Genomic DNA, 22713 nt, shown 5'->3' with positions numbered 1-22713 from the left:
AACAGTGCTGTATGATTGGGAAGAAAAACCAGAGCTCAATATTACTCCTCTTGTTGACGTAATGCTTGTACTGCTCGTTGTTTTGATGGTTATTGCTCCAAATATCATTTATGAAGAGAATATAAAACTGCCACAGGGCTCAACAACCGAGCAACTCTCGAAGATTCCTCCTGTACATATAACAATAGACAAAGAAAGAAATATAAAAGTTAATAAAGATATCTATCTCTTAAATGCTTTTATGGATAATTTTTCATTGTATGCAAGAAAGTTAAATAAAAAAGCAACTGTATTAATCAGTGCAGATAAGCGTTTGGACTATGGTATAGTTATGTCAGTGTTAGCTGCGGTTAAACAGGCAGGTTTCACTGAGGTATCTTTAGCTACAAATGGATAACAACAGCCGTTATTTTTATATAAGTGGCTTTTTGTCACTCTCTCTTTTTGCATTTTTTTTATTCTCATTTCTTTATATGATGTTTAATGCTTCCAAAACAAAAGCATATGGCTATAAAAAAGAAAATTATATCTCTGTTTCAATCAATGTCACAAATACAAAGCACCCGGTGAAAAAGAAAAGTTCCAAAACAGTTCCCGCAACTAAAAAAGTTGTAAAAAACATAGATATCAATAATCTATTCAGTGATGTATGGACAAAGAAAATAGACAACAGTGTAAAAAAAGTTAAAAAAACCGACAATAAAAGACGGATAGAACAGATTACAAGAAAAATCAGGCCCACAAAAGAAGAAGAGAGAGAGTCTGTAACACAAAAGATCAGTACACTTCAGGCAAGTCATGATCCGTCAAAAAGTGAAGCAACATCTGCTGCGAATGAAGTTAATGAATATTTGGCTAAAATTCAGGATATTGTTTATCAGCATTTTAATGTGCCGCAAAACAGTGAGGGTAACAGTGTAAAAACAGTAATCGAGCTTGACCCTTTTGGTAAACTTATTGATTTTAGAATACTGAGTTATTCTAACAATGAAGCACTTAATGAAGAAGCAGACAGGATTAAAGAACGATTGAAAAATGTTGTCTTTCCTGTCAACCCGAAAAACAGACCGAGTAGAACGATTGTTATATTAATTTCTAAGGAGTAGATTTTGAAAATATTTTTTTCTTTGTTCATTTTAATCAGCCTTGCTTTTGCAGGTGATGCAACTATAGAAGTAGTGAAAAAAGCAGACTCTTTGCCTTCCTTGGCAGTTGAAGATGCGTCGCTCAGCTATAATGACACATTTAAGCTGCGTTTTTTCAAGTCTCTTGTAGCAGATTTAAATGTTATTTCTCTATTTAATGTTGACAGGCATCACAGGTTTGCCGATTTTGATGATACAAATGTACTTGTCGCCAATAAAGATATGAATTATGTTTTACGCTATAAACTGTTTGAGGATGACAACAAAGCTTTAAATATTGAAATGATTCTGTTTCACCAAAATGAAGTAGTCTTTTCAAAACGATATAGAGTAAACAACAAAAACATTTATATGTTTATCTCTCATGCCATGGCTTATGATATCAATGAGTTTATGGGTGAACCTTCTGTTGGATGGATGAAGAGAAAAGTTATATTTTCCCGTATCGTTGCGCCTAAAAAAAGTGAAATTATTATTGCGGACTATACACTCTCCTACCAGCATGTAATCATCTCAGGCGGATTGAATATCTTTCCAAAATGGGCAAACAAAGCACAAACTGCATTTTATTATACATCATTAGATTCTTTTGAACCTACTTTGAAGCATGTTGACATTAAAACTGCAAAAGTGAAAAACATCATATCTTCTGACGGAATGATGGTATGTTCAGATGTCAGCGAAGACGGGAAAAAGCTGCTGCTGACAATGGCTAGAGACGGCCAGCCGGATATTTATCTTTACAATACAGAGACAAAAAAATATAAAAGAATTACCACATACAGCGGAATAGATGTAAACGGACAGTTTATGGGAGATGATAAAATTATTTTTATTTCATCTCGTTTAGGCTATCCCAATGTCTTTTCCAAGAGATTGGACAACGGACTTGTGGAGCAGCTGGTTTATTATGGAAAAGCAAACTCTTCATGCAGTGCGCAGGGACATTATGTAGTCTACGAGGCCCGTGAGAGTTCAAATGCTTTTAGTGCAAATACATTTAATCTGCATCTTATCTCAACAGAAACTGATTTTATTCGCAGGCTCACTGCGACAGGAGTGAATGAATTTCCAAGGTTTTCCAAAGACGGTGATGCAATTATATTTATAAAAAACTATAAATCGCAAAGTGCCATTGGCATTATTCGGCTGATGCACAATAAAAACTATCTTTTTCCTCTAAAATCAGGAAAAATACAATCTATGGACTGGTAAGGTTGGAAGTGTTCATCACTTATTACATTTTTTTGGTATAATATATCAATTTTAAAAGCAAGGAAATAAATAATGAAAAGTATAGTTCTTTCAAGTGTTGTAGTAGCACTTTTAGTTTTCAGTGGTTGTAGTACAAAAGAACCGGCAGTCGACACAAAGACTGAAGAAGTCACGGCACCGGTAGCACAAGAAGTTGAAGAAGTGATGACTGAAACTGTAACAGGTGAAAATGCGGAAATTAGTTCATCTACAAATAGCCTCAACACCAATCAGTTAAGTACTGGTGAAATTGAATCAAAATTCCCTACAGTCTATTTTGATTTTGACAAGTATAACATCAGACCTGATATGCAGGAAAAAGTAGATACTGCAGCAGAGCTTGGAAAAACTACTGCAAAGTCTTTTAATATAAAACTTGAAGGCAATTGTGATGAGTGGGGAAGTGATGAATACAACTTCGCACTTGGACTCAAGCGTGCAAACAGTGTAAAAAAAGCTTTGGTTGCTGAGGGTGTTGATGCTTCTCGTATCTCTATGGTCAGTTACGGAGAGAGTAACCCTGTATGTACCGAACACACAAGAGAATGCTGGGCTAAAAACCGTCGCGTAAATTTTAAACTTTTACCATAAGTTTTATTTGATGAAAAGTAATATACGCACTTTATTACTTCTTACTTTTGTCTCTTCTTTATCGTTTGCTTCTGAACCTTCTGCGTTCGGAGCAGGCGACTTGACTGCACCGACACCCTACGGACTTACTCAAAGTGAAAAAGTTATTTTGCAAACAAAAGATACTTTGAAAAAAGTTGCCATAAATACAAAATCACAAGCAAGTAAACTTGATTCATTGCGTGAAAGAGTGGACGGCATACAAAGTGTTGTAGAAAATCTGAGTGTACGCTCTCATGAAAATAAGCTGGAATTACAAAAATTCAAAGAAGAGAACAGAGTAAATCTTGACAATATTCATGAGTTTCAAATCAGGCTGGCTGAAAAAGTACAGAAGAATCAAGATGAGATAGCAAAACTGCAAACCATAATCTTTGCGCTTTCAAAAGTCGTAGATAAAATGAATGCTCAGTATGTAAGCAAAGAGGCATTCAATACTCTTGTAAAAGATATCAATGATTTTAAAACATTGATTGCAAAAGAGATGCAGTCTAGAAAAAAAAGTGTGAAACCGAGAAAAATAAGCAGTGCACAGTTATACAATCAGGCAAAAGCAAATTTTGACAAAAGATACTATACAAAAGCGATTCAAAATTATAAAGAACTCATCAAAAGAAAATACAAGCCGGCCTATGCACATTATATGATAGGCGAGATGAACTTTAAAAGAAAAAATTATGCAGAGGCAATTTCATATTTTAAAAAAAGTGCTTCTTTGTATGACAAAGCTTCGTATATGCCAAAACTGTTGTTGCATACTGCGATTGCGATGGATAAAACAGGAGACAAGGCACATGCAAAGGCATTTTACAATGCTGTAATTGCAAAATATCCTCATTCAAAAGAAGCAAAAGAGGCTAAGAAACATTTAGGCTAAACGGGGTAAAATATGCTTTTCAGCAATAATATAGATTATTATGATAAAATCCCAAAAAAATAAAAGGTAAAATAATGGCAATTCAAGACAATCAAATTGTATCAATGGAATATGAAGTACGTGATGGCGATCAAATCGTAGACAGTAACAAAGGCGGAGCTCCATTGGTATTTATGTTCGGAAAAGGACAAATTATTCCAGGACTTGAAAATGGAATCAAAGATATGAATACAGGTGACAAAGCTGACATCTTGGTAAAAGCGGCAGATGCCTATGGCGAGTATAATGCAGATGCAACGCAAGAGGTTCCAAAAGAACAGTTTGCCGGAATTGATTTAACTGAGGGCATGACTCTTTACGGTCAGGGTGAAGATGGCGGAACTGTGCAGGTTACAGTAAAAGAAATCAAAGATGACAGTGTTGTTATTGATTTTAATCATCCTCTTGCAGGAAAAGATTTAATGTTCACTGTGGCTATTAACAATGTAAGAGATGCCTCTGCTGAAGAAGCAATGACTGGTGTTCCGGAAGAAAACAAACCTTCTGATGAAGAGGGTTGTTGTGGAACAGGTGGCGGCAGCGGTTGTGGATGTAACTAAATTTCTAACTGCCTGTGAGGCTTCCTCCCAGGCTAAAAAGACAGCGACTCTTTTAAAAACACTTACGGTAAATGCCCTTATTACAGGTGAACCTGGTGTTGGAAAAAAGACCTTGGCTTCTTTTATTCTTCCGGATGCATTTATAATTGATGCATCTAATTTTGATGAGCTGCTTCTTTCTTTAGAAAATACACAAGCTATCATAATCACAAATATTGACAATTCACCCAATATTGAACGTTTGGCACAGGCTGTAAAAGAAAACAATGTAAGAGTTATAGCAACGGCAAAAGACTCTTTTTCCCACCGGACCATTGATGAACTTTTTAGTGTGAAGTTTAATATTCCTCCTTTACGAGAAAGAATGGAAGATGTCAAAGCCTTAATCGAAAAGTTTGTGAGCGAAGCCATTGTGTTATTTGGTGAGTGCAGTAACTTTGACGTAAGTAATTTTAAACCTGATTTGTCTCAAAATGCCATCTCTTTAAAAAGACAGGTGATGATAAATTATTTACTTCAGGATATTCAAGACAGTGAGCTAATGGATATTATTGAACATTATCTTTACGGCAAACTTGGCTCCAAGAGTGATTACAGAAACTATTTATATCTTTATGAAGTACCGCTTCTCAAAGCAGGTCTGCATAAGTTTAAATCACAGGTACAGTTAGCTGAAAGTTTGGGTTTAAACAGAAACACATTACGAAAAAAGATAACAGAAAATAAAAAATATATAGAAGGAAAAATATGAAAAAAATAGCTATGATATTTGCAGGACAGGGTTCTCAGGCAGTTGGCATGGGAAAAGATTTTTATGAAAATTCTGAAATTGCACGTGAAATGTTTGAGAAAGCCGGTGAAAGAATCGGTGTGGATTTTAAAGAACTTATTTTTGAAGAAAATGACAAACTGGGGCAAACGGCCTATACACAGCCGGCAATTTTACTTGTCCAGATGATAGCATACAGACTTTTCAAACAGGCTTGCCCTGACATCAAAGCCGAACTTTTTTTAGGACACTCTCTGGGTGAGTTTTCTGCTTTATGTGCAGCAGGTGCCATTGATTATGTAGATGCCGTAGAACTTGTGCATAAACGCGGTGCTTTTATGCAAGAAGCCTGTGAAGGAAAAAATGCCGGGATGATGGCTATTGTCGGTCTTGATGACGCAAGTGTGGAAAAAATCTGCAGTGATGCGCAAAATGAAGGCAAACAGGTTTGGCCTGCCAACTATAACCAGGACGGACAACTTGTAGTTGCGGGAAACAAAGAAGACCTGGCATCACTGGAACAGACTTTTAAAGATGCAGGAGCAAAACGGGCCTTGCTTCTAAATATGTCTGTTGCATCACACTGTGATATATTGACACCTGCACAGGAGCCTCTTGCCGAAATTATGCAGACACAGATAAAAGATACTTTTGAAGCCCCTGTGATTTCAAATGTTACAACAAAACCCTACAGTACAAAAGCCGAAGCAGTTGACCTTTTAAAAGAGCAGCTTGTAAAACCGGTAAAATACAAACAGTCTATTCAGGCGATAGCACCTGAAGTTGACCTGGCCATAGAGTTTGGTAACGGAGTTGTACTAAAAGGCCTCAACAGAAGAATTGTAAAAGAGTTGAAAACACTCAATATATCAGATATGGCATCATTGCAAAAAGTGAAAGAGGAAGTTTGCTCTTAATATGAGAGTCACACTTGCACAAACTTCACCGAAGTTAAACCGTACAAATATTACGGAGGCAGTTGTCTGCATAAATGATGTCAAAGAAAGTTCAGATCTTATAGTCTTTCCTGAACTCTCTTTAAGCGGGTATTTGCTTCAGGATAAACTTTTTGAAGATGCCTATTTACCTGAAGAACTGAGCGTTTTTGAAGAGTTGAGCAAAGATATTGATATTGTTGTCGGCGCAGCACTCAAAGACGGGAATGTCTTTAGAAATACAGCGCTGTACTACAGTGGAGGAAAACTCCTCTCCAAACATATAAAAGTACATCTGCCAAATTACGGAATGTTTGAAGAAGCCCGCTATTTTGAAGGCGGTGACAGATTTGAATCATTTCTTGCGGGGAGAAAAAAAGTTTCGATGCTCATCTGTGAGGATTTATGGCACAGCAGTGTGCATGAAGAACTCATCAGACTTGATCCGGACTTGATTATCGTTCTTGTGGCATCCCCGGCTCGCGGATTTAATGAAAAATCTTTGGATATTCAAGACAAATGGTATGGGATTGTCAGCAATGTTGCAAAAGAGTGCAGTGCAGAGCTTCTTTTTGTTAACCGTGTGGGATTTGAAGACGGACTTGGCTTTTGGGGTGGAAGCTGTATCGTTCAAAGAGAGGGCAAAAGAGTGCATCAGCTGCCACTGTTTGAAAAATCAATACAAACATTTACAATCGAGGAATAAATATGACAATAGCAATAATGGGTGCAATGCCTGAAGAAATCGCACCGATTTTAGAAAAAGTCGGTGCATACAAAACAACAAGATATGCAGGAAACACTTACTACGAAGCAGACTACCAAGGGGTTGGTCTTATTATTGCCTACTCAAAGATAGGAAAAGTTTTTTCAACACTGACGGCTACAACCATGTGTGAACATTTTGGGGCAACAACACTTTTGTTTTCTGGAGTTGCCGGGGCAATATCGCCAAAACTCAAAATAGGTGACTTGATTGTGGCAACAAAACTTGCTCAGCACGATCTTGACATTACAGCCTTTGGACATCCTTTTGGATATGTGCCCGAGGGTGCTGTATATGTGGAAGCAGACAAAGAACTGATAGCCCTTTCAAAAGAAGTTGCAAAAGAGATGGGCAAAAATGTCCAAGAAGGTATTATTGCAACAGGTGATCAGTTTGTAGCCGATGAAAAAAGAAAAAACTGGATTGGAGAGACGTTTCATGCAGATGCATTGGAAATGGAGGGAGCAAGTGTTGCTGTTGTATGTGATGCTTTGGATGTGCCCTTTTTTATTCTTCGTGCAATAAGTGATGCGGCAGACATGGATGCAAGTTTTTCTTTTGATGAGTTTTTAGAGACGAGTGCTGTAGAGTCTGCTGAATTTATTATGAAAATGGTTGATAAACTTGTCGGTTAAACTTTCCAAAAAAATTATGTCAAAACTCGGTAAAACAAATGCCGAGTTTGCCTTGATAGAAGAGGGGGATAAAATTCTTGTCGGACTCAGCGGAGGCAAAGACTCTCTGACAATGATTCATGCGATGAAAGAGCAGCAGCGTCGGGCTCCTTTTGCCTTTGAATTTATTGCTGTTACCGTAAGCTACGGGATGGGTGAAAATTTTGAAAAACTCTCCGCACATTGCAGGGAGCATGGAATAGAACATATAGTAAAAGAGACCCAGACCTATGATTTGGCAAAAGAAAAAATTCGCAAAAACTCTTCATTTTGCAGTTTTTTTTCCCGTATGCGGCGAGGCTATCTTTACAGTGTTGCCAAGGAGTTGGGATGTAACAAGGTTGCCCTTGGACATCATATGGATGATGCGGCAGAGAGTTTTTTTATGAACTTTATTTACAATGGACAGATGCGCAGTCTTGCTCCGAAATATACAGCCCAAAACGGACTTGTTGTGATTCGTCCTTTGATTCAGATGCGTGAACGTCAACTGCGTGCTTTTGTGGAAGACAACGGCATAGAAGCCATAGGCGATGAGGCCTGTCCTGCTATGCGTTTTGATGTCAAAATGCCTTATGCTAGAGCACAGATGAAAGAGATGCTCGCATCAATGGAAAAAGAACATCCTCAGCTTTTTACTTCACTCAATGCCGCTTTTAAAAACATCTCAGTCGAGAGTTTTTTTATGAGTGAGGAGTAGTCTCTTCATCATAGATTACAATGGTTCCGGCAATCAAATCATGCAGTCCTCTTTTGTCTTTTCGAAAAGCCACCATCAAAAAGCCGAGTCCGAATAACAGTAATGAGGGGATATAGGCCAAAGAGCGTGTAATTGCCTGTTTGTTGTTTATATCTTTACATGTAAAGGCATCGACTATCTTTACATGTAGAAATTTTTTTCCAGGGGTCGCTCCGCGCCACTTTTCCCAAAAAAGAATTGTCACAAGCAACACTGAAATCTCAAAAACAAATTCCCATGTTAAAGAGGTATGCGGCTGTTGGTCAAGAGCATGCATATTCCCGTTCATTGCCATTTGAATATTGTGTTGGTACTGGGCAAAATCAAACCAGTTGCCATCACTTACAAAATAAATAATGATACCTACAGGCAGAGCCAAAAAGAGCGTATCGAAAAACGAGGCAAAAAAGCGTATCCAAAATCCTGCATATCTAATATTTTTTTTCATACCCTAAAGATAGCGTAAGAACGCTTACTTAATACTAATGTAACACTTTTTCTATACACTTTTACATATTTTGTGGGAGCAATGTAATGAATAGAAAAATTTTGTTTTTATCTTTGTGTGCATCGTTGGCATCAGCAGAGAGTGTGGTAGAAATCAGTCCTGTCAGTGTGATAGCAACAGGTGTCAAAGAGAGTGTTTTACAACAGCCTCTGAGTATAGGTACGAAAGGGGAAAATGAGATAGAACTTGATCAGGTTATATTTCAAAAAGATCTGCTCAACTCCCTTTCCGGTGTGCGCATTGAACAAACCGGTTCTGTTATCGGACATATGACATCCATTCGTATGCCTGTGAATACCGGACCCTATTATCTTTTTATGCAGGACGGAATTCCTGTGCAGTCAAGTGGTTTTTTCAATCATAACGGGCTTGCCTATACTACTTTTCAGAGTGCTTCGTCTGTAGAAGTGATAAAGGGAGCAGGAACTGCTCTGTATGGATCCGATGCCGTTGCTGCCACCATTGATGTACAATCTTTGAAAAGACCTTCAAAAGAGAAGGTTGTTCTACTCAAGGGTATGGGTGGAAGCTATGGATATGGCCTTGGAAGTGTGGAGGTGAGTGATGCTATAGACAAAGAGAGCGGATACCGTGCAAATATATCCTATATGCACAGTGACGGTTGGCGGGAGCATACAAAAACTGACAGAGTGGAGTCGAATTTTCGTTATGATGAAAGAGTGAATGATGACAATGATATAAAAATTATTGCAAATTTTTCTAAAACTGTGGCACAGCAGGCTGACAGCTTTAATGACTATGCAAATATAACAAACGGCTCAACGGCTGCAAGTGATGATCCGAATTATTATACAGCTTTGCAAAAAACAGATGTAGAGAGAAAGTTTGACTATGCAAGGGTCAGTGTGGAACTGAATAATTACACATATAATGATTTGGAAATTTCTCTGATTCCGTATCTGCGTTACAACAGAAACAGATATATTGCAACCTGGGAAACAAATCTTCCAAGCAGTGATAATGAAATTTATACCTTTGGTCTGCAACAGAGAAATACGTATGAAAAAGAATGGGGGAAAATAGTTTTTGGCTTTGATGCGGAATACACACAATCCTCTTTGAAATATAATCAGGATTTTGATATTACAACGACAGGATGGGGCGGTGCTGCATATCTAACAGGGGCATTGTATGATTATACAGTAAATTATTTTGCCATAGCCCCTTATATTCACACAGAATACAAACTGTGGGATGCCCTGATTGTGAGTGCCGGCTTGCGATATGACTATAACAGTTACAGTTATGATAATAAACTCGCAGATAACAGTTATGATGCATCAGGAATATACTACAGACCTGCAGACAGGGATGACAGCTATAATTATCTAAGTCCCAAACTGGCTTTGAGTTATTTTCCTGTAAAGGATTTAAACCTTTATGCACGGTATGCAAATGGTTTTAGAATTCCACAGGCAACACGCCTCTATTCTGTAAAGGCCGGATACGAACAGATAAATCTTGATCCCGAAACATCAAATACCTATGAGATAGGATTGAAAAAATCTTTTTCCAAGAAGAGATCTTTTGAATTGGCAGTCTATTATATGACTATCGATGACACCATCATACGAGATAGAAATACCGGCGGTTACCGCAATGGTGGCAGTTCTATACACAAAGGGATAGAAGTGACACTCAAAGAGGAGATATCTCGAGAACTGGAGACGGCAGTTGCATATACCTATACAAAACACAATTATGACAATGATCCTGTTCTGGGAAATAATGAAATGGCAGGAGCACCGAATAATATAGCAAATGTGCGTCTTTTTTATATGCCAGACGCTCTCAAAGGAGTTACCCTCCAAGGCGAATGGCAATATGTCGGTTCCTATTGGATGGATGATGCACATACGGTTGACAGATATGACGGATACAGTATCGGTAATGTTAAAATGAATTATAACTACTCAAAGAGGGTAAAAGTTTTTGCCAAAATTACCAATATTACAGATAAAAGATATGCTGTCAATGCTCGGTATGCCTACGGAAGAGAAGATTATACACCCGGTGATCCAAGACAGTTTTATGCGGGTTTAGAGTATAAATGGTAAAAATCCATAAACTGCATAAAATTGTCGGATTGAGTTTTGCTGCAGTATTGGCTCTTTTGGCTTTTACAGGATTTTTACTTGATCATGACAAATGGAGTTTTTTATATACGATAACTTTCAAGAGTGTGCCGCAAAAGAGTATAGAGGCGGACAAAAGGCTTTTTGAAGCGTACTATATTGATAAAAAAAATCCCGATACTGTCATAGCAGGCGGTAAACGGGGTCTGTTTAAAAGCATGGATGCAGGGAGGCATTTTGAAAAAATCAGTTCCCTGCAGTGTAATGCGATAAAAGAGCAAAAGCACACACTTTACATAGCAACATCGCAGGGCATATACTGCTATGATTTTAAAAAACTGACACCGTTGGTTCTTAAAAACAGATATATAAGTTCCTTGGCCTTGTATGAAGACAAACTGGTGGTGGTTGAAGAGAAAGAGAGAGTGTATGTAGTAGATACAAAGAGTAGAAAAGTTATAAAAAGCACAAAAATACTTCTGCCAAAAGAAGGGTTGCAAGAAGATATAAAACTTTCAAGATTTATACGGGATTTGCACTATGGAAGAGGACTCTTTGACGGAGACCTTTCTCTCTTTCTGAATGATTACGGGGCACTGGTTTTGTTATGGCTCAGTATAAGCGGGTATATCATTTGGTATTTGATACGCTCTAAACAAAAGGCACAGCTTGCAAGAAAAATGATAAAAACACATGCAAATATTTTTGTCATTTTTTCTGTATTCCCTCTTTTTATTTTATTGACAACCGGAATTTTTTTAGATCATGCGTCTGCACTTGGAAAATTTATGAAATCTGTGACAATTCCACATAAAATTTTACCACCAATATACAACACTTTAAAAGCTGACATCTGGTCTGTTGACTATGACGGGAAAGTGTATAGAATAGGTAATCGTTACGGTATCTACAAAAGTGGAGATTTAAACAAATGGCAATTGGAAAACAGAGGCTTTGCCTATAGAATGATCCGAAGAGGAAAACGCCTGTATGTCAGCGGAATGGGAGCTCCCAACCGTATTTTGGATGCAAAGCGTTTTGAAATTTTAAAAAATGCACCGCATATGTTCCGTGACATTATAGAAAAGGAGAACAGAGTAGAATATTTTACTCCTGTGCAAAAGAGTGTTAAGTTACCACAGTTTCATGATGCAACACTCTACTCTGTACTTTTAACACTGCATGATGGCAGTTTTTTCGCTTCCTGGTGGATATGGGTAAATGATGCAGCAGCTGTGTCTTTGCTGTTGCTGCTGGTAAGCGGATTTCTACGATGGAGACAGAAAAGAAAGCATTGATTTTCTTAACTTAATGGCATTGGAAGTGCCTTTAATTGAGCCCATAGTACTTTGGAGCCTGTGGTTCTCCGTAGTAATATCCCTGTAAAAAATCGACTCCAAACTCTTTGACAAGCAGAGACAGTTCTTCTGTGCTGACAAATTCGGCAACGGTGCGAATATCAGCCTGTTTGGCATACTGTATAATCCCCCGTACCATATTGTTTATATTTTCATCTTTATTGAGCTGTGTTATCAGTGAGCCATCGAGTTTTATATAGTCAAGATGCAGTTTTAGAATATTTGTAAAGTTGGAATAGCCTGAACCAAAATCGTCAATAGCCACTTTACATCCGTATTTTTTTACAAATAAAATAAAGGCTTCGACAACACCATAATCGTCAATATCCTCTGATTCGAGTATTTCAAATGTAATTCTTTCCCCTCCGTATTTTTCCAAACGGTTTTTTATATAATCAAGCATAGAGGCAGAGTTGAGGTTCTCATAACTGAGATTGATAGAAATTTGAATATTGTTTTTTGCATAAACATTAAATACTTTTTGCATCATCTGCCGTGTAAAAAATTCAAATGTTTTATCTTCTTTTGCTGCATCCAAAAAGTAATAGGGTGAGATGATTTCACCGCTACTTGTTTGTATTCTTGCCAATGCTTCATATTTGACTGTTTTTCCGCTTTTTGCCTCTATAATAGGTTGAAAATACGGAATGATGTCACCGTTGTAAAGTGCTGTTTTATAAACTTTAAGTCTCTGAATCTTCTGTGCTTTTTCATCTTTGAGGGACTGTCTGTTTTTATAGATTTTGTATTTTTTCTGTGAAATAAGTGCTTCTTGCAGTGCAATATTTGCATGTGCCAAAACACTGTCTACACCATAGGCAATACCTGCTGTAAAGTCAGCCACTATAGATTCATCACTTTCATTTTCCTCTGCTTCAGTCGGAAGCAGTAAAGAGTGCTGCAATAAAAGTAAATATTTATCAAAAAGATTTTTATCGGTAATTAAAAATGCGAATTCCTGCAAATTAAGATTATATAAGGTCACCTCTTCATCATGGACTATATTATGCAGTTCTCTGGTTTTTTGTCTAATGATGTCCTGGACAACAGCATTGCCATAAAGGTCTTTTAACACGTTCATCTGGTTTACATGTAAAATTATCAGCATCGCTTCTTTTTTAAGCAGGGAGAGATCTTCGTTCAGGGCGGTATGGTTTGGAAGTTTTGTAAATCTATCCAGGCTTTTGAGATTTTTAATGGCATATTCGTTGACATCAAGCATCACAGTGTTTTTTTGCGCTTTATGCAGGTTTTCATCGGCTATGCTGTATAAATCATCACAGTTAAGATAAAATTTTGATGTATCAAGATTAATACCACCTACTGAAAGATGTAAGGATTGTAAAGTATCCAATTCAAGAATACTCTTGGCTGTTTCATTTATATATTCATCTTCTTTGTTATGTACAGTCAGAGCAAATTCATTGTGGGATATTCGAAATAATTCAGAATTTTGCGGGTTACGGAGTTCTTGTAAAAAACGGGATATCTGCAGGATTGTGTCATCTTCAATGGTATCATCATCGATTTTGATCAGTAAGAGGGCAAACAATTCCTCTTTCCAAATGGCACGCTTGTATTCTGTTTTGAGGTAGTTATGAAAGTATTGTTTGTTATACAAAGAGGTAATTGGATCCAAGGTGGAAAAATATTCCAGTCTTTTTTGATAGGTAATGTCTTTTAACAAAGAAGTATAACCGATAATATTTTTGTTTTTGTCATACAAAGGTGTAATAACTGCATGTACCCAATACTCTTCACCTGTACTTTTTGTATTTTTTAAATCGCCTTCCCAGGTATTATTGGCAGAGATAGTTTCCCACAAATTTTGTATGGTCTCTCTGTGGATATCATGGTTTTTGAAAATACTGTGATTTTTGCCAAGTATCTCTTCTTTTGTGTAGCCTGTAAAATCCAAATAGGCCTGTGAAATATTTGTTATATTTCCATGAGTATCCGAAACTGTTAAAAAGATATTTTCATCAATCATTTTCTCTTTTTGCTGTAACAGAAATGCTTTATTTTCCAACTCCTGTACAAGGAGAGATTTTTTTACAAGTTCCAGTAAGGCAAGCTGTGTATCATCTGTATTTTTAAGAGGCTCACTGATATATTTGTCAATGCCAAGACCGATAGCATCCGGAAAAAAATGAGAGCTTCCTTTTTGTGTTATAAGGGCAATAACCTGATTTTCATGCTGCTTTTTAATCTTTTTTGCCAATTCTATGCCCTGAGAGTCTGTAAAATCAAGACTAATAACAACTATATCATAATATTTACTGTGTTTGGAACAGTATGTATTATAAAGAGAAAGTGCCTCTTTGACATTATCGCTTACAGTTACATGTAAAGAAAGGTTTTGAAGAAGAGAATGAATTTTGTTTCTTACTGAGAGTCTATTTTCGACATATAAAATTCTTAAATCTGTGTACTCTTTTAGCTCATGAAAAAGGTTCATACTTTAATTCCTCAATGTTATAAACTATTATATATTATATAACATTGATTTAAAATTAAAGCATGTGATAAAAATGTAATTATACGTGATAGTTCGGTGCCTCTTGCGTAATGATAACATCATGGACATGAGACTCTTTGAGTCCTGCTGATGTTATTTCAACAAATTCTGCCTTGTCCCAGAAAGCTTCAATGCTTTCGCTTCCGCAGTATCCCATAGCAGAACGCAGTCCTCCCATCATCTGATGCACAATTCCTGCAATAGAACCACGAAACGGAACACGACCTTCAATTCCCTCAGGAACAAGTTTGTCAGCTGCTGTGCCTTCTTGGAAGTATCTGTCATTGCTTCCTTTTTGCATCGCACCTATACTTCCCATACCGCGGTATGATTTGTACTGACGTCCCTGGAACATGATTGTTTCACCAGGAGACTCTTCTGTACCGGCTAAAAGAGAACCGGCCATAACACAACTAGCTCCCACTGCAAGTGCTTTTGCAATATCTCCAGAGTATTTGATTCCACCGTCAGCTATAACAGGAACACCATGCGGACGGGCAACTTCCGCACACTCATCTATGGCGGAAATCTGTGGCACACCGACACCTGCAACTATACGTGTAGTACAGATTGAACCAGGCCCTATACCTACTTTTACCGCATCGGCGCCTGCTTCTATAAGTGCCAAAACTGCCTCTTTTGTTGCAATGTTTCCGGCAATTACATCAACTTCCAAAGACTCTTTAATCGCTTTGACGGTGTCTAAAATACCTTTGGAATGACCATGTGCAGAATCCAGCACAAGAACATCCGCACCGGCATCAACAAGGGCTTTGGCTCTGTCCATCTGACCGACACCGATAGCCGCACCAACTATCAGACGACCGAAGGCATCTTTGTTTGAATTTGGATATTCTATACGTTTTTTGATATCTTTGATGGTTACGAGCCCTTTTAAAAAGCCTTCATCATCTATGATAGGGAGTTTTTCTATTTTGTTCTGGTGCATAATGTCTGCAGCTTCATCCAGAGAAATTCCTTTTTTTGCAGTAATCAACGGCATTTTTGTCATCACTTCATCTGCACGTTTTCGCATATCTTTTTCAAATCGCATATCACGGTTTGTTAAAATACCAAGGAGTTTGTTATGTCCGTCTACAACAGGAACACCGGAGATTTTAAACTCTTTCATCAACGCTTCTGCATCCGCTAAAGTAGCATCAGGGTGGACATAAATCGGATCAATGATAATGCCGCTTTCAGATTTTTTTACTTTTTTTACCTGTTTGCACTGTGTTTCGACATCCATGTTTTTATGAATAATTCCGATACCTCCGAGTCTTGCCATTGCAATAGCTGCACGGTATTCTGTGACTGTGTCCATAGCAGCCGAAACCATAGGAATTTTAAGAGTGATATTACGAGTGAGTTTTGTCTCAAGTGAGACCTCTTTAGGAAGTACTTCCGAATACTGTGGTACTAAAAGTACATCTTCAAATGTCAGGGCGCGTTTACGAATTCTCATGGGGTATCCTTTTGCAGAGTATAAAATTAATTATTAGAAATTTTTGCATTATACCTCTTTTGTGGTTAAAAAGAGGTAAAATCTAAAAACATAAACTGGGAAAGCAGAATGATAATAATGACAAGAACAAAAGGGAAAATATGGCTTTTAAATACCCATGGCTGTATACCGAAAAATACCTGATTGACACCGCGAAAACCAAGCCAAAGACCTAAAAAAGCTTTGATTGAAAGAGCTATCTGAAAACTGCTTAGTCCATCAGGAGAAATTTTTCCAAAAACCTGTGAAAAAAGATACATTCCAGAGAGTACAGCAACTATAAGAGCCTTTGGAACAACTTTTCGTACATGTATCATGATGGCTTCACGTGCTTTTTTATGTTCTTCTTCCGTTAATGACTGTTTCATCTTTGTCATAAAAAGATTATCGGTAAAGAGAAATCCTCCATAAATAAAAACAGCAAATATATGTATGGTATGAATGATTGTATATGTAATGATTTATCCTTTTTTAGGTGTTTTTCTAAAGAGATGATAGTTCTCAGACTCAAGCATATCTTCAACATAACTTGCCACACATTTTGTGCAGTTTGTCCATATTCCCGAAGGCAGTCTGACTTCAAGCTTTTTCTTTTCCCTGAGTTTAATGATTTTTTTAGGAGAGAGTACTTTTGTGACAGGGGCAAAATCAACATCTGTCAAATCTATATCATCTTTATAAAAGATTGTCTGTTTTTTGAAGTTTCCCCAGCCTGGTATGCCGTCTTCAGTGTAGGGAACCTCATGACCGTTTTTAAACTTTACCATCATTTTGTAATGAGAATCTTCAAAAACCTGTGAAACCTTGCCGCGACCAAAAACCAAGCCGTAGAGTTTGTCTTTTACTTTTACATTGTCAAAATATGCCATTTTACTTCCTTTTTTAAAATAGTAGCAAAAAACTATCTCATTGCCATTACATTATTTATAGGCAATCTCTTTTTCAAGACTCAGTGAACCGTCAAAGAGTGTCTGCTCATCATAGGCATTGGCTATAAGCTGCAGTCCGACAGGCATCCCTGCTGCATTTTTCATTATTGGCAATGAAAGTGCAGGCAGACCTGCAAGGTTGACACTGATTGTATAGATATCACTCAAATACATCTCCATCGGATTTGCAAGTTCTCCGAATTTTGGAGCAACATTCGGAGCAACCGGAGAGAGAATCAAGTCAACATCCTTAAAGATTTTTGCATACTCCTCTTTTATTAAGTGGCGTGTTTTTTGTGCTTTTACATAGTAGGCTTCATAGTAGCCGCTTGAGAGTACAAAATTGCCAAGGAGGATACGGCGTTTGACTTCATCCCCAAAGCCTTCGCTTCTTGTTTTGTAGTAGGTTTCTTCTAAATTTGCACCTTCGACACGGTTGCCATAACGTATGCCGTCATATCGTCCAAGGTTGGTTGTTGCTTCTGCTGTAGCCGTCACATAGTATGCAGAAATGTCATATTTGGCATCCATCATCTCTTTTTCAACGATGGTGTGTCCCTGTGCTTTGAGTGCTGCAATTGCTTTGCTGTAGGCCTCTTTCACATCATCACCCGCATTTTCTATATACTTTGGCAAAACGGCAATAGTGAGCTTTCTTTCAGGATTGAGATTCTCACTGACTTTGTCATCTCTCATGGCATTTGTTGAATCTTTGGCATCACTTCCGCTGATAATGTCATACAAAATAGCAGCATCTTCTACATTTTGTGTCATCGGTCCTATCTGATCCAGACTTGAGGCATAAGCTCCCAAACCGTAACGGCTGACTCTTCCGTAGGTCGGTTTCATCCCTACGATACCGCAATAGGCTGCCGGTTGGCGGATACTTCCGCCTGTATCACTGCCAAGTGCAGCTATAGCCAAACCCGCTCCAACTGCAGCGGCACTTCCGCCGGAACTTCCACCGGGAACATGCTCAGGATTGACAGGGTTGAGTGTTTTGCCGTAGCAGCTTGTCTCAGTTGTCGAACCCATGGCAAATTCATCCATGTTTGTGCGACCAAAAGGAGAGAGCCCGGCAGCTAAAAGTTTTTCTATGACAGTGGCATTGTAAGGCGCAATGTAGCCTTGCAAAATTTTTGAAGCAGAAGTAACAGACCACTCTTTGACTTGAATATTGTCTTTTATGGCAACAGGCACGCCCTCACCAAAAGTATTGACATCTATATATGCGTTTAAATCTTTATTTGCTTCTATTTTTGTTTGTAATTCATCTTTAAATTTATTAAGTTCATCTTTGCTCATTGCAAGCGCTTCTTTTAATGTAATCACTAACTTTCCTTTTTGAATTTTTTAACAGCTAATATACCTATTCCAATCATAACAAATACAGCAAGTATGGTTGTTATGATAAATGTTGTACTAACGGGCTGAGTGTAATCAATCATTGACTACGCTTTGACATCTTTTACACAGACAATCCTCTGCTTCAGCCTGGTATTTCCAACATCTTGGACATTTGTGCAGTGTAGCTTTTGCGATGCTGAAGGTATCTTCATCAACTTTGAAACTTGCAATGACTTCTTCTTCCGGTTTGTCTTCAAGAACTCCTGAGACAACAAACCAGTCTTCTGCATCAGTATTGTTCATCTCAAGGACAGTTTTTGATTCTGTGTATATGACAAGCTCAAGGGTGTTTTTGATGATTTTTTCTTTTTTGAGTTTATCAACTTCTGCGCCGAAACCTTCACGCGCTTTTACCATATACTCAGCATCAAACGGCACGTCACCGGCTTCAATTTTTTCATAGCTCATGTCAAAAATATCTTCGGCATCACCTTTGATGATGGCAGGGGCATTGTCTACTATTTCATCTGCCGTATAGGTTATGACAGGCGCCATAATCAAAAGCAGTGTTTTTGTAATCATTGCCATAGCACTTTGACTTGCACGTCTTCTCGTAGAATCTTTTGCATTACAGTACAAATTGTCTTTTGTCATATCTATATACATGCCGCTGAGTTCGTTAACGATGAAGTTGTTGAGTGTGCTCATACCATTGACAAAGTTATATTCGCTAAAGTGTTTATGTACTTCATCAAGCGTATTTTGTGCAACATTTAAAATCCATTTGTCCAAATCACCCATATCTTCGTATGGCGTCAGACTCTCTAAGTCATTGATATTGGCAAGCATGATTCTGAATGTGTTTCTGAGCTTACGATAGTTTTCAGAAGTCTGTTTTAAAATCCCCTGAGAAATTTTCAAATCACCCTGATAGTCTGAGGAAGCAACCCATAAACGCAGAATTTCACTGCCGTACTCTTTTAAAACTTTTTCAGGTGCTATGACATTGCCTTTTGACTTAGACATTTTCTCGCCTTTTTCATCCACTGTGAAACCGTGAGTAAGGACTCCCCTGTAAGGTGCCTTGTGCTCAACCGCAGAAGATAAAAACAGAGATGACTGGAACCAGCCGCGATGTTGGTCAGATCCCTCGACATAGAGATCTGCCGGATAGTCTCCCGCATCATAATTACGAGATTTCAGGACTGAGTTCCAGGTAGAGCCCGAGTCAAACCATACATCCAAAATATCTGTCACTTTTTCAAGTTCTTCAGGTTTGTAGCCGCTTCCAGGATAAAGAAGCTGCGCGATGTCCATAGAGTACCAGGCATCACTTCCCTGCATTTCAAATATCATCGCTACAAAGTTAAGTACCTTTTCATCAAGTAAAACTTCACCTGTCTCTTTTACTCTGAAAAATGCGATAGGCACACCCCAGTCACGCTGACGTGAAATACACCAGTCAGGTCGGTTTGCAACCATCGAAGTCAAACGGTTTTTTCCGGTTTGCGGTATGAAAAGTGTTTTTTCAATCTCATCAAGAGCAATGTTTCTGAGTGTTTTATCCTCGCCCTCAGGTTTTTCATCAACAGAGATAAACCACTGCTTAGTTGCACGGTAGATAAGCGGTGTATGACTTCTCCAGCAATGCGGATAGGAGTGCATAAACTTGCTTACATGTAACACGCTCTCACCCATCATCTTTATAAGGTCTTCGTTTGATTTAAAGATGTGACGCCCTACAAAATCCTCTGCATTGGGAATCAAAGCATCACGCACAACAGTTGCATCATAACATCCTGTTTCATCCACAGGCATAACAACTTCAAGATCATATTTTAGTCCGACACGGTAGTCATCTTCACCATGACCCGGAGCGGTATGCACACAGCCTGTACCATTGTCAACCAAAACATGCTCTCCTAAAACCATACGGGAAGTTTTGCCATTGAGCGGGTTGATGGCGTTGAGGTTTTCAAATACAGTCGCATCAAAAGTTTTGGCAACACTGCCTTTGAGGATGCCCTCTTCAACCAAAGCATTCAATAGTTTTTTTGCAACAATATAACCCTCAGTTGTAAGAACATACTCTTCTTCAGGGTTTAGCGAAATCCCTGTATTTGCAGGAATTGTCCATGGTGTAGTCGTCCAGATAACCGGTGCTGCTTTTGTTTCTTTGTCCAGTCCGAGTTTTTCTTTGGCTTCATCGCTGAGTTCAAAGGCTACAAAAATCGAGTAGTCTTCTTTGTCCTCATATTCAACTTCGGCTTCTGCCAGTGCAGTTCGTTCAGCCCATGACCAAAAGACAGGTTTGCTACGTTCAATCAAAAGCCCTTTTTTTGCAACACTGCAGAGTGTTCTGAAAATGTTTGCTTCAAATCTGTAATCCATTGTCACATAGGGTTTTTCCCAGTCAGCAATAATTCCGAGTGTTTTAAACTCTTCTTTTTGAATATCCACAAACTTCGCAGCATGTTCGCGGCAAAGTTTTCTTATTTGTGCAGTTTCAAGCTGCTCTTTTTTTTGCTTTCCGCCAAGCTTTTTTTCAACCTGCTGTTCAATTGGAAGACCGTGACAATCCCAGCCCGGAGTAAAACGGACTGATTTCCCGTTGAAATAGTTGTTTTTGATGATAATATCTTTGAGAATTTTATTGAGTGCATGTCCTATGTGGATATGTCCGTTTGCATAGGGAGGACCGTCATGCAATGTAAAGTGTTCCGCACCGGCACGTTTTGCCTTCATTTTATGATAAACTTTTTTCTCATCCCATGCAGCATAACGCTTCGGTTCATTGTTTATTAAGTTGCCTCGCATGGCAAACGTAGTTGTTGGTAAAAGTAGTGTGTCTTTGTAGTCCATTGAAACCTCAAAATATTATTATAAATTTTTGCAGTATACCTTTTATGTGTTTAAAACCTAATAAAAGTGTTATAATAAGCCAAATAAAATTCTTCAAACAAGGCTGTACAGAGTATGAAAACACATCTGATAATCATTGGAAATAAATTTGTTTACAACAAATCATTACAAGAGTATATTTTGCGAGATATTGAAAAAAACAGCGGTTTTATAGATAATATAACTTATTTTAAGGACAGTGACAACTCCTTTTTTCTTTATCTTGAAGAAGAGCTCCATACATCCGACCGGGTTATTATCGTTACATGTAAACAAAACTTTTCCACTGTCGGAAAAGTGATATGCACCGCAACCAGTGATAACCAGATTTTAAAAGAGGGGATGCTCATACCGCAGAAAGCTTCATTGTTTGCAGAACGTTCCTATCTGTTGGAATTTCAAAACTCCCTGATAAATGTAGTACAGATGGATGAAGGACAAAAAATGCCCGAATTGCTTTTAAAAAATGAAGAGATACGGGCAACTGTACATATATTTGAAGAAGACAAATCCACTATAGTGACAATTTTGACTCCAATCGCACAAACATATGAAGTCAATATTGATGTAACACAGGAGGTGCAAGGGTGGCACAGAGTAGATGTAACGAGTAACAAGTACGGGGATATTACAAAGTTTATTCATGCAGCAAAAAACCTATTGCCTAAAAAGCTTATTGCATCATCAAATATTATTGAGTATATAATAGAAAAACTTTCACATTCAGGGAAAAAAATAACATTTGCCGAGAGCTGCACAGGCGGACTGCTCAGTTATTTTTTTACAAAACACAACGGAGCATCAAAAATTTTAGAGGGAGGCCTGGTAACCTACTCCAATACACTCAAAGAAAACTGGTTGGCGGTGGATCATGCCATACTTGAAGAAAACGGTGCAGTAAGTGCCGAAGTTGTCAGAGAAATGAGTGAGGGTGCACTCAATGTCAGTGGAGCAGACTATGCTTTGGCAGTAAGCGGAATCGCCGGAGACACAGGGGGTACACAGTTTAAACCGGTCGGTACTGTATATATAGGTGTACGAAGTAAAACACAACACACTGAAAAGCATCTGCATTTTCACGGTGACAGGAATTATGTGCAGGAGCAGAGTGCCCTGATGGCAATAAAAATGTTGCTTTTGCTTGATAAAGAGACTTTTTTCTAA

Annotated in this window: 21 protein-coding genes; 14 read left to right on the top strand and 7 right to left on the bottom strand. The window is 38.1% G+C overall.

Going from position 1 to position 22713, the window contains the following annotated elements; all coding sequences use genetic code 11:
* The first annotated feature begins 4 nt into the window (after positions 1 to 4).
* The 11 genes from LCX93_RS08705 to LCX93_RS08655 all read left to right on the top strand — a co-directional run bounded on the left by LCX93_RS08705 (position 5) and on the right by LCX93_RS08655 (position 8349).
* A complete protein-coding gene (locus LCX93_RS08705; protein ID WP_255613193.1) occupies positions 5 to 397 on the top strand; it encodes an ExbD/TolR family protein in 393 nt (130 codons plus the stop codon).
* On the top strand, positions 390 to 1106 hold the full coding sequence (locus tag LCX93_RS08700) for a TonB C-terminal domain-containing protein (protein WP_226065935.1): 717 nt from the start codon (positions 390 to 392) through the stop codon (positions 1104 to 1106). The genes LCX93_RS08705 and LCX93_RS08700 overlap by 8 nt, the downstream gene beginning before the upstream one ends.
* Positions 1107 to 1109: 3 nt before the next feature.
* Positions 1110 to 2360, top strand: coding sequence for a Tol-Pal system protein TolB (gene tolB / locus LCX93_RS08695; RefSeq protein ID WP_226065934.1), 1251 nt, complete (start codon positions 1110 to 1112; stop codon positions 2358 to 2360).
* Between the two features lie 72 nt (positions 2361 to 2432).
* Entirely contained in the window at positions 2433 to 2990 is a 558-nt protein-coding gene (pal, locus tag LCX93_RS08690; RefSeq protein ID WP_226065933.1) for a peptidoglycan-associated lipoprotein Pal, read from the top strand.
* 10 nt (positions 2991 to 3000) lie between these two features.
* On the top strand, positions 3001 to 3906 hold the full coding sequence (locus LCX93_RS08685) for a tetratricopeptide repeat protein (RefSeq protein WP_226065932.1): 906 nt from the start codon (positions 3001 to 3003) through the stop codon (positions 3904 to 3906).
* Between the two features lie 74 nt (positions 3907 to 3980).
* Positions 3981 to 4505, top strand: coding sequence for an FKBP-type peptidyl-prolyl cis-trans isomerase (locus LCX93_RS08680; protein WP_226065931.1), 525 nt, complete (start codon positions 3981 to 3983; stop codon positions 4503 to 4505).
* Positions 4453 to 5256, top strand: a complete 804-nt coding sequence (locus tag LCX93_RS08675; protein ID WP_226065930.1) for a DNA-binding transcriptional response regulator — start codon at positions 4453 to 4455, stop codon at positions 5254 to 5256. Before LCX93_RS08680 ends, LCX93_RS08675 begins: the two co-directional genes overlap by 53 nt.
* Positions 5253 to 6191, top strand: a complete 939-nt coding sequence (gene fabD / locus LCX93_RS08670; RefSeq protein ID WP_226065929.1) for an ACP S-malonyltransferase — start codon at positions 5253 to 5255, stop codon at positions 6189 to 6191. Before LCX93_RS08675 ends, fabD begins: the two co-directional genes overlap by 4 nt.
* Position 6192: 1 nt before the next feature.
* The gene (locus LCX93_RS08665) at positions 6193 to 6915 is read left to right on the top strand and encodes a nitrilase-related carbon-nitrogen hydrolase (RefSeq protein WP_226065928.1); all 723 of its coding nucleotides are present in this window, start codon (positions 6193 to 6195) and stop codon (positions 6913 to 6915) included.
* A gap of 2 nt (positions 6916 to 6917) precedes the next feature.
* The gene (locus LCX93_RS08660) at positions 6918 to 7610 is read left to right on the top strand and encodes a 5'-methylthioadenosine/adenosylhomocysteine nucleosidase (RefSeq protein ID WP_226065927.1); all 693 of its coding nucleotides are present in this window, start codon (positions 6918 to 6920) and stop codon (positions 7608 to 7610) included.
* Positions 7611 to 7626: 16 nt separating this feature from the next.
* Complete coding sequence (locus LCX93_RS08655; RefSeq protein ID WP_226065926.1) at positions 7627 to 8349, top strand: tRNA 2-thiocytidine biosynthesis TtcA family protein; 723 nt, start codon at positions 7627 to 7629, stop codon at positions 8347 to 8349.
* On the opposite strand, the gene LCX93_RS08650 is transcribed toward LCX93_RS08655, so the two are convergent.
* Complete coding sequence (locus tag LCX93_RS08650; RefSeq protein ID WP_226065925.1) at positions 8333 to 8836, bottom strand: RDD family protein; 504 nt, start codon at positions 8834 to 8836, stop codon at positions 8333 to 8335. The two genes, LCX93_RS08655 and LCX93_RS08650, sit on opposite strands and share 17 nt — an antisense overlap.
* Before the next feature lie 86 nt (positions 8837 to 8922).
* Here LCX93_RS08650 and LCX93_RS08645 point away from each other — a divergent pair, with 86 nt between their 5' ends.
* Positions 8923 to 10974: a TonB-dependent receptor gene (locus LCX93_RS08645; protein ID WP_226065924.1), complete on the top strand. Its 2052-nt coding sequence runs from the start codon at positions 8923 to 8925 to the stop codon at positions 10972 to 10974.
* On the top strand, positions 10968 to 12290 hold the full coding sequence (locus LCX93_RS08640) for a PepSY domain-containing protein (RefSeq protein ID WP_226065923.1): 1323 nt from the start codon (positions 10968 to 10970) through the stop codon (positions 12288 to 12290). The genes LCX93_RS08645 and LCX93_RS08640 overlap by 7 nt, the downstream gene beginning before the upstream one ends.
* Positions 12291 to 12321: 31 nt before the next feature.
* Here the strand turns inward: LCX93_RS08640 and LCX93_RS08635 are convergent, their stop codons facing one another.
* From LCX93_RS08635 to ileS, 6 genes are all read right to left on the bottom strand, one after another.
* Positions 12322 to 14808: an EAL domain-containing protein gene (locus LCX93_RS08635; RefSeq protein ID WP_226065922.1), complete on the bottom strand. Its 2487-nt coding sequence runs from the start codon at positions 14806 to 14808 to the stop codon at positions 12322 to 12324.
* Between the two features lie 79 nt (positions 14809 to 14887).
* Positions 14888 to 16333, bottom strand: coding sequence for an IMP dehydrogenase (gene guaB / locus LCX93_RS08630; protein ID WP_226065921.1), 1446 nt, complete (start codon positions 16331 to 16333; stop codon positions 14888 to 14890).
* 65 nt (positions 16334 to 16398) lie between these two features.
* Positions 16399 to 16749 carry a hypothetical protein gene (locus tag LCX93_RS08625; protein WP_226065920.1) on the bottom strand — a complete coding sequence of 117 codons (351 nt, stop codon included), beginning with the start codon at positions 16747 to 16749 and terminating at the stop codon, positions 16399 to 16401.
* Between the two features lie 84 nt (positions 16750 to 16833).
* On the bottom strand, positions 16834 to 17241 hold the full coding sequence (locus LCX93_RS08620; RefSeq protein WP_193150172.1) for a hypothetical protein: 408 nt from the start codon (positions 17239 to 17241) through the stop codon (positions 16834 to 16836).
* A 51-nt stretch (positions 17242 to 17292) separates the two neighbouring features.
* Positions 17293 to 18633: an Asp-tRNA(Asn)/Glu-tRNA(Gln) amidotransferase subunit GatA gene (gatA, locus tag LCX93_RS08615; RefSeq protein WP_226065919.1), complete on the bottom strand. Its 1341-nt coding sequence runs from the start codon at positions 18631 to 18633 to the stop codon at positions 17293 to 17295.
* Positions 18634 to 18741: 108 nt separating this feature from the next.
* Positions 18742 to 21510 (bottom strand): isoleucine--tRNA ligase, encoded by a 2769-nt coding sequence (gene ileS, locus LCX93_RS08605; protein WP_226065918.1) that lies wholly within the window; start codon positions 21508 to 21510, stop codon positions 18742 to 18744.
* A gap of 114 nt (positions 21511 to 21624) precedes the next feature.
* Between ileS and LCX93_RS08600 the strand changes: the two genes are divergently transcribed.
* Complete coding sequence (locus LCX93_RS08600) at positions 21625 to 22713, top strand: CinA family protein (RefSeq protein WP_226065917.1); 1089 nt, start codon at positions 21625 to 21627, stop codon at positions 22711 to 22713.

Source organism: Sulfurimonas sp. SWIR-19, from assembly GCF_020410885.1.
GTDB classification, from domain to species: Bacteria; Campylobacterota; Campylobacteria; order Campylobacterales; family Sulfurimonadaceae; genus Sulfurimonas; species Sulfurimonas sediminis.
The sequence above is the reverse complement of the archived record's forward strand: the minus strand, read 5'-3'. Positions and strand labels throughout refer to the sequence as shown.

Bases quoted from the DNA above. Each gene is read 5' to 3' on its own strand.
- LCX93_RS08620 (WP_193150172.1), bottom strand. From the start codon at position 17,241: ATGGCATATTTTGACAATGTAAAAGTAAAAGACAAACTCTACGGCTTG.
- LCX93_RS08625 (WP_226065920.1), bottom strand. From the start codon at position 16,749: ATGACAAAGATGAAACAGTCATTAACGGAAGAAGAACATAAAAAAGCA.
- ileS (WP_226065918.1), bottom strand. From the start codon at position 21,510: ATGGACTACAAAGACACACTACTTTTACCAACAACTACGTTTGCCATG.
- LCX93_RS08660 (WP_226065927.1), top strand. From the start codon at position 6,918: ATGACAATAGCAATAATGGGTGCAATGCCTGAAGAAATCGCACCGATT.
- LCX93_RS08650 (WP_226065925.1), bottom strand. From the start codon at position 8,836: ATGAAAAAAAATATTAGATATGCAGGATTTTGGATACGCTTTTTTGCC.
- LCX93_RS08640 (WP_226065923.1), top strand. From the start codon at position 10,968: ATGGTAAAAATCCATAAACTGCATAAAATTGTCGGATTGAGTTTTGCT.
- LCX93_RS08665 (WP_226065928.1), top strand. From the start codon at position 6,193: ATGAGAGTCACACTTGCACAAACTTCACCGAAGTTAAACCGTACAAAT.
- LCX93_RS08635 (WP_226065922.1), bottom strand. From the start codon at position 14,808: ATGAACCTTTTTCATGAGCTAAAAGAGTACACAGATTTAAGAATTTTA.
- LCX93_RS08655 (WP_226065926.1), top strand. From the start codon at position 7,627: ATGTCAAAACTCGGTAAAACAAATGCCGAGTTTGCCTTGATAGAAGAG.
- guaB (WP_226065921.1), bottom strand. From the start codon at position 16,333: ATGAGAATTCGTAAACGCGCCCTGACATTTGAAGATGTACTTTTAGTA.
- LCX93_RS08675 (WP_226065930.1), top strand. From the start codon at position 4,453: ATGAAGAGGGTTGTTGTGGAACAGGTGGCGGCAGCGGTTGTGGATGTA.
- LCX93_RS08680 (WP_226065931.1), top strand. From the start codon at position 3,981: ATGGCAATTCAAGACAATCAAATTGTATCAATGGAATATGAAGTACGT.
- LCX93_RS08600 (WP_226065917.1), top strand. From the start codon at position 21,625: ATGAAAACACATCTGATAATCATTGGAAATAAATTTGTTTACAACAAA.
- pal (WP_226065933.1), top strand. From the start codon at position 2,433: ATGAAAAGTATAGTTCTTTCAAGTGTTGTAGTAGCACTTTTAGTTTTC.
- fabD (WP_226065929.1), top strand. From the start codon at position 5,253: ATGAAAAAAATAGCTATGATATTTGCAGGACAGGGTTCTCAGGCAGTT.
- LCX93_RS08645 (WP_226065924.1), top strand. From the start codon at position 8,923: ATGAATAGAAAAATTTTGTTTTTATCTTTGTGTGCATCGTTGGCATCA.
- LCX93_RS08700 (WP_226065935.1), top strand. From the start codon at position 390: ATGGATAACAACAGCCGTTATTTTTATATAAGTGGCTTTTTGTCACTC.
- LCX93_RS08685 (WP_226065932.1), top strand. From the start codon at position 3,001: ATGAAAAGTAATATACGCACTTTATTACTTCTTACTTTTGTCTCTTCT.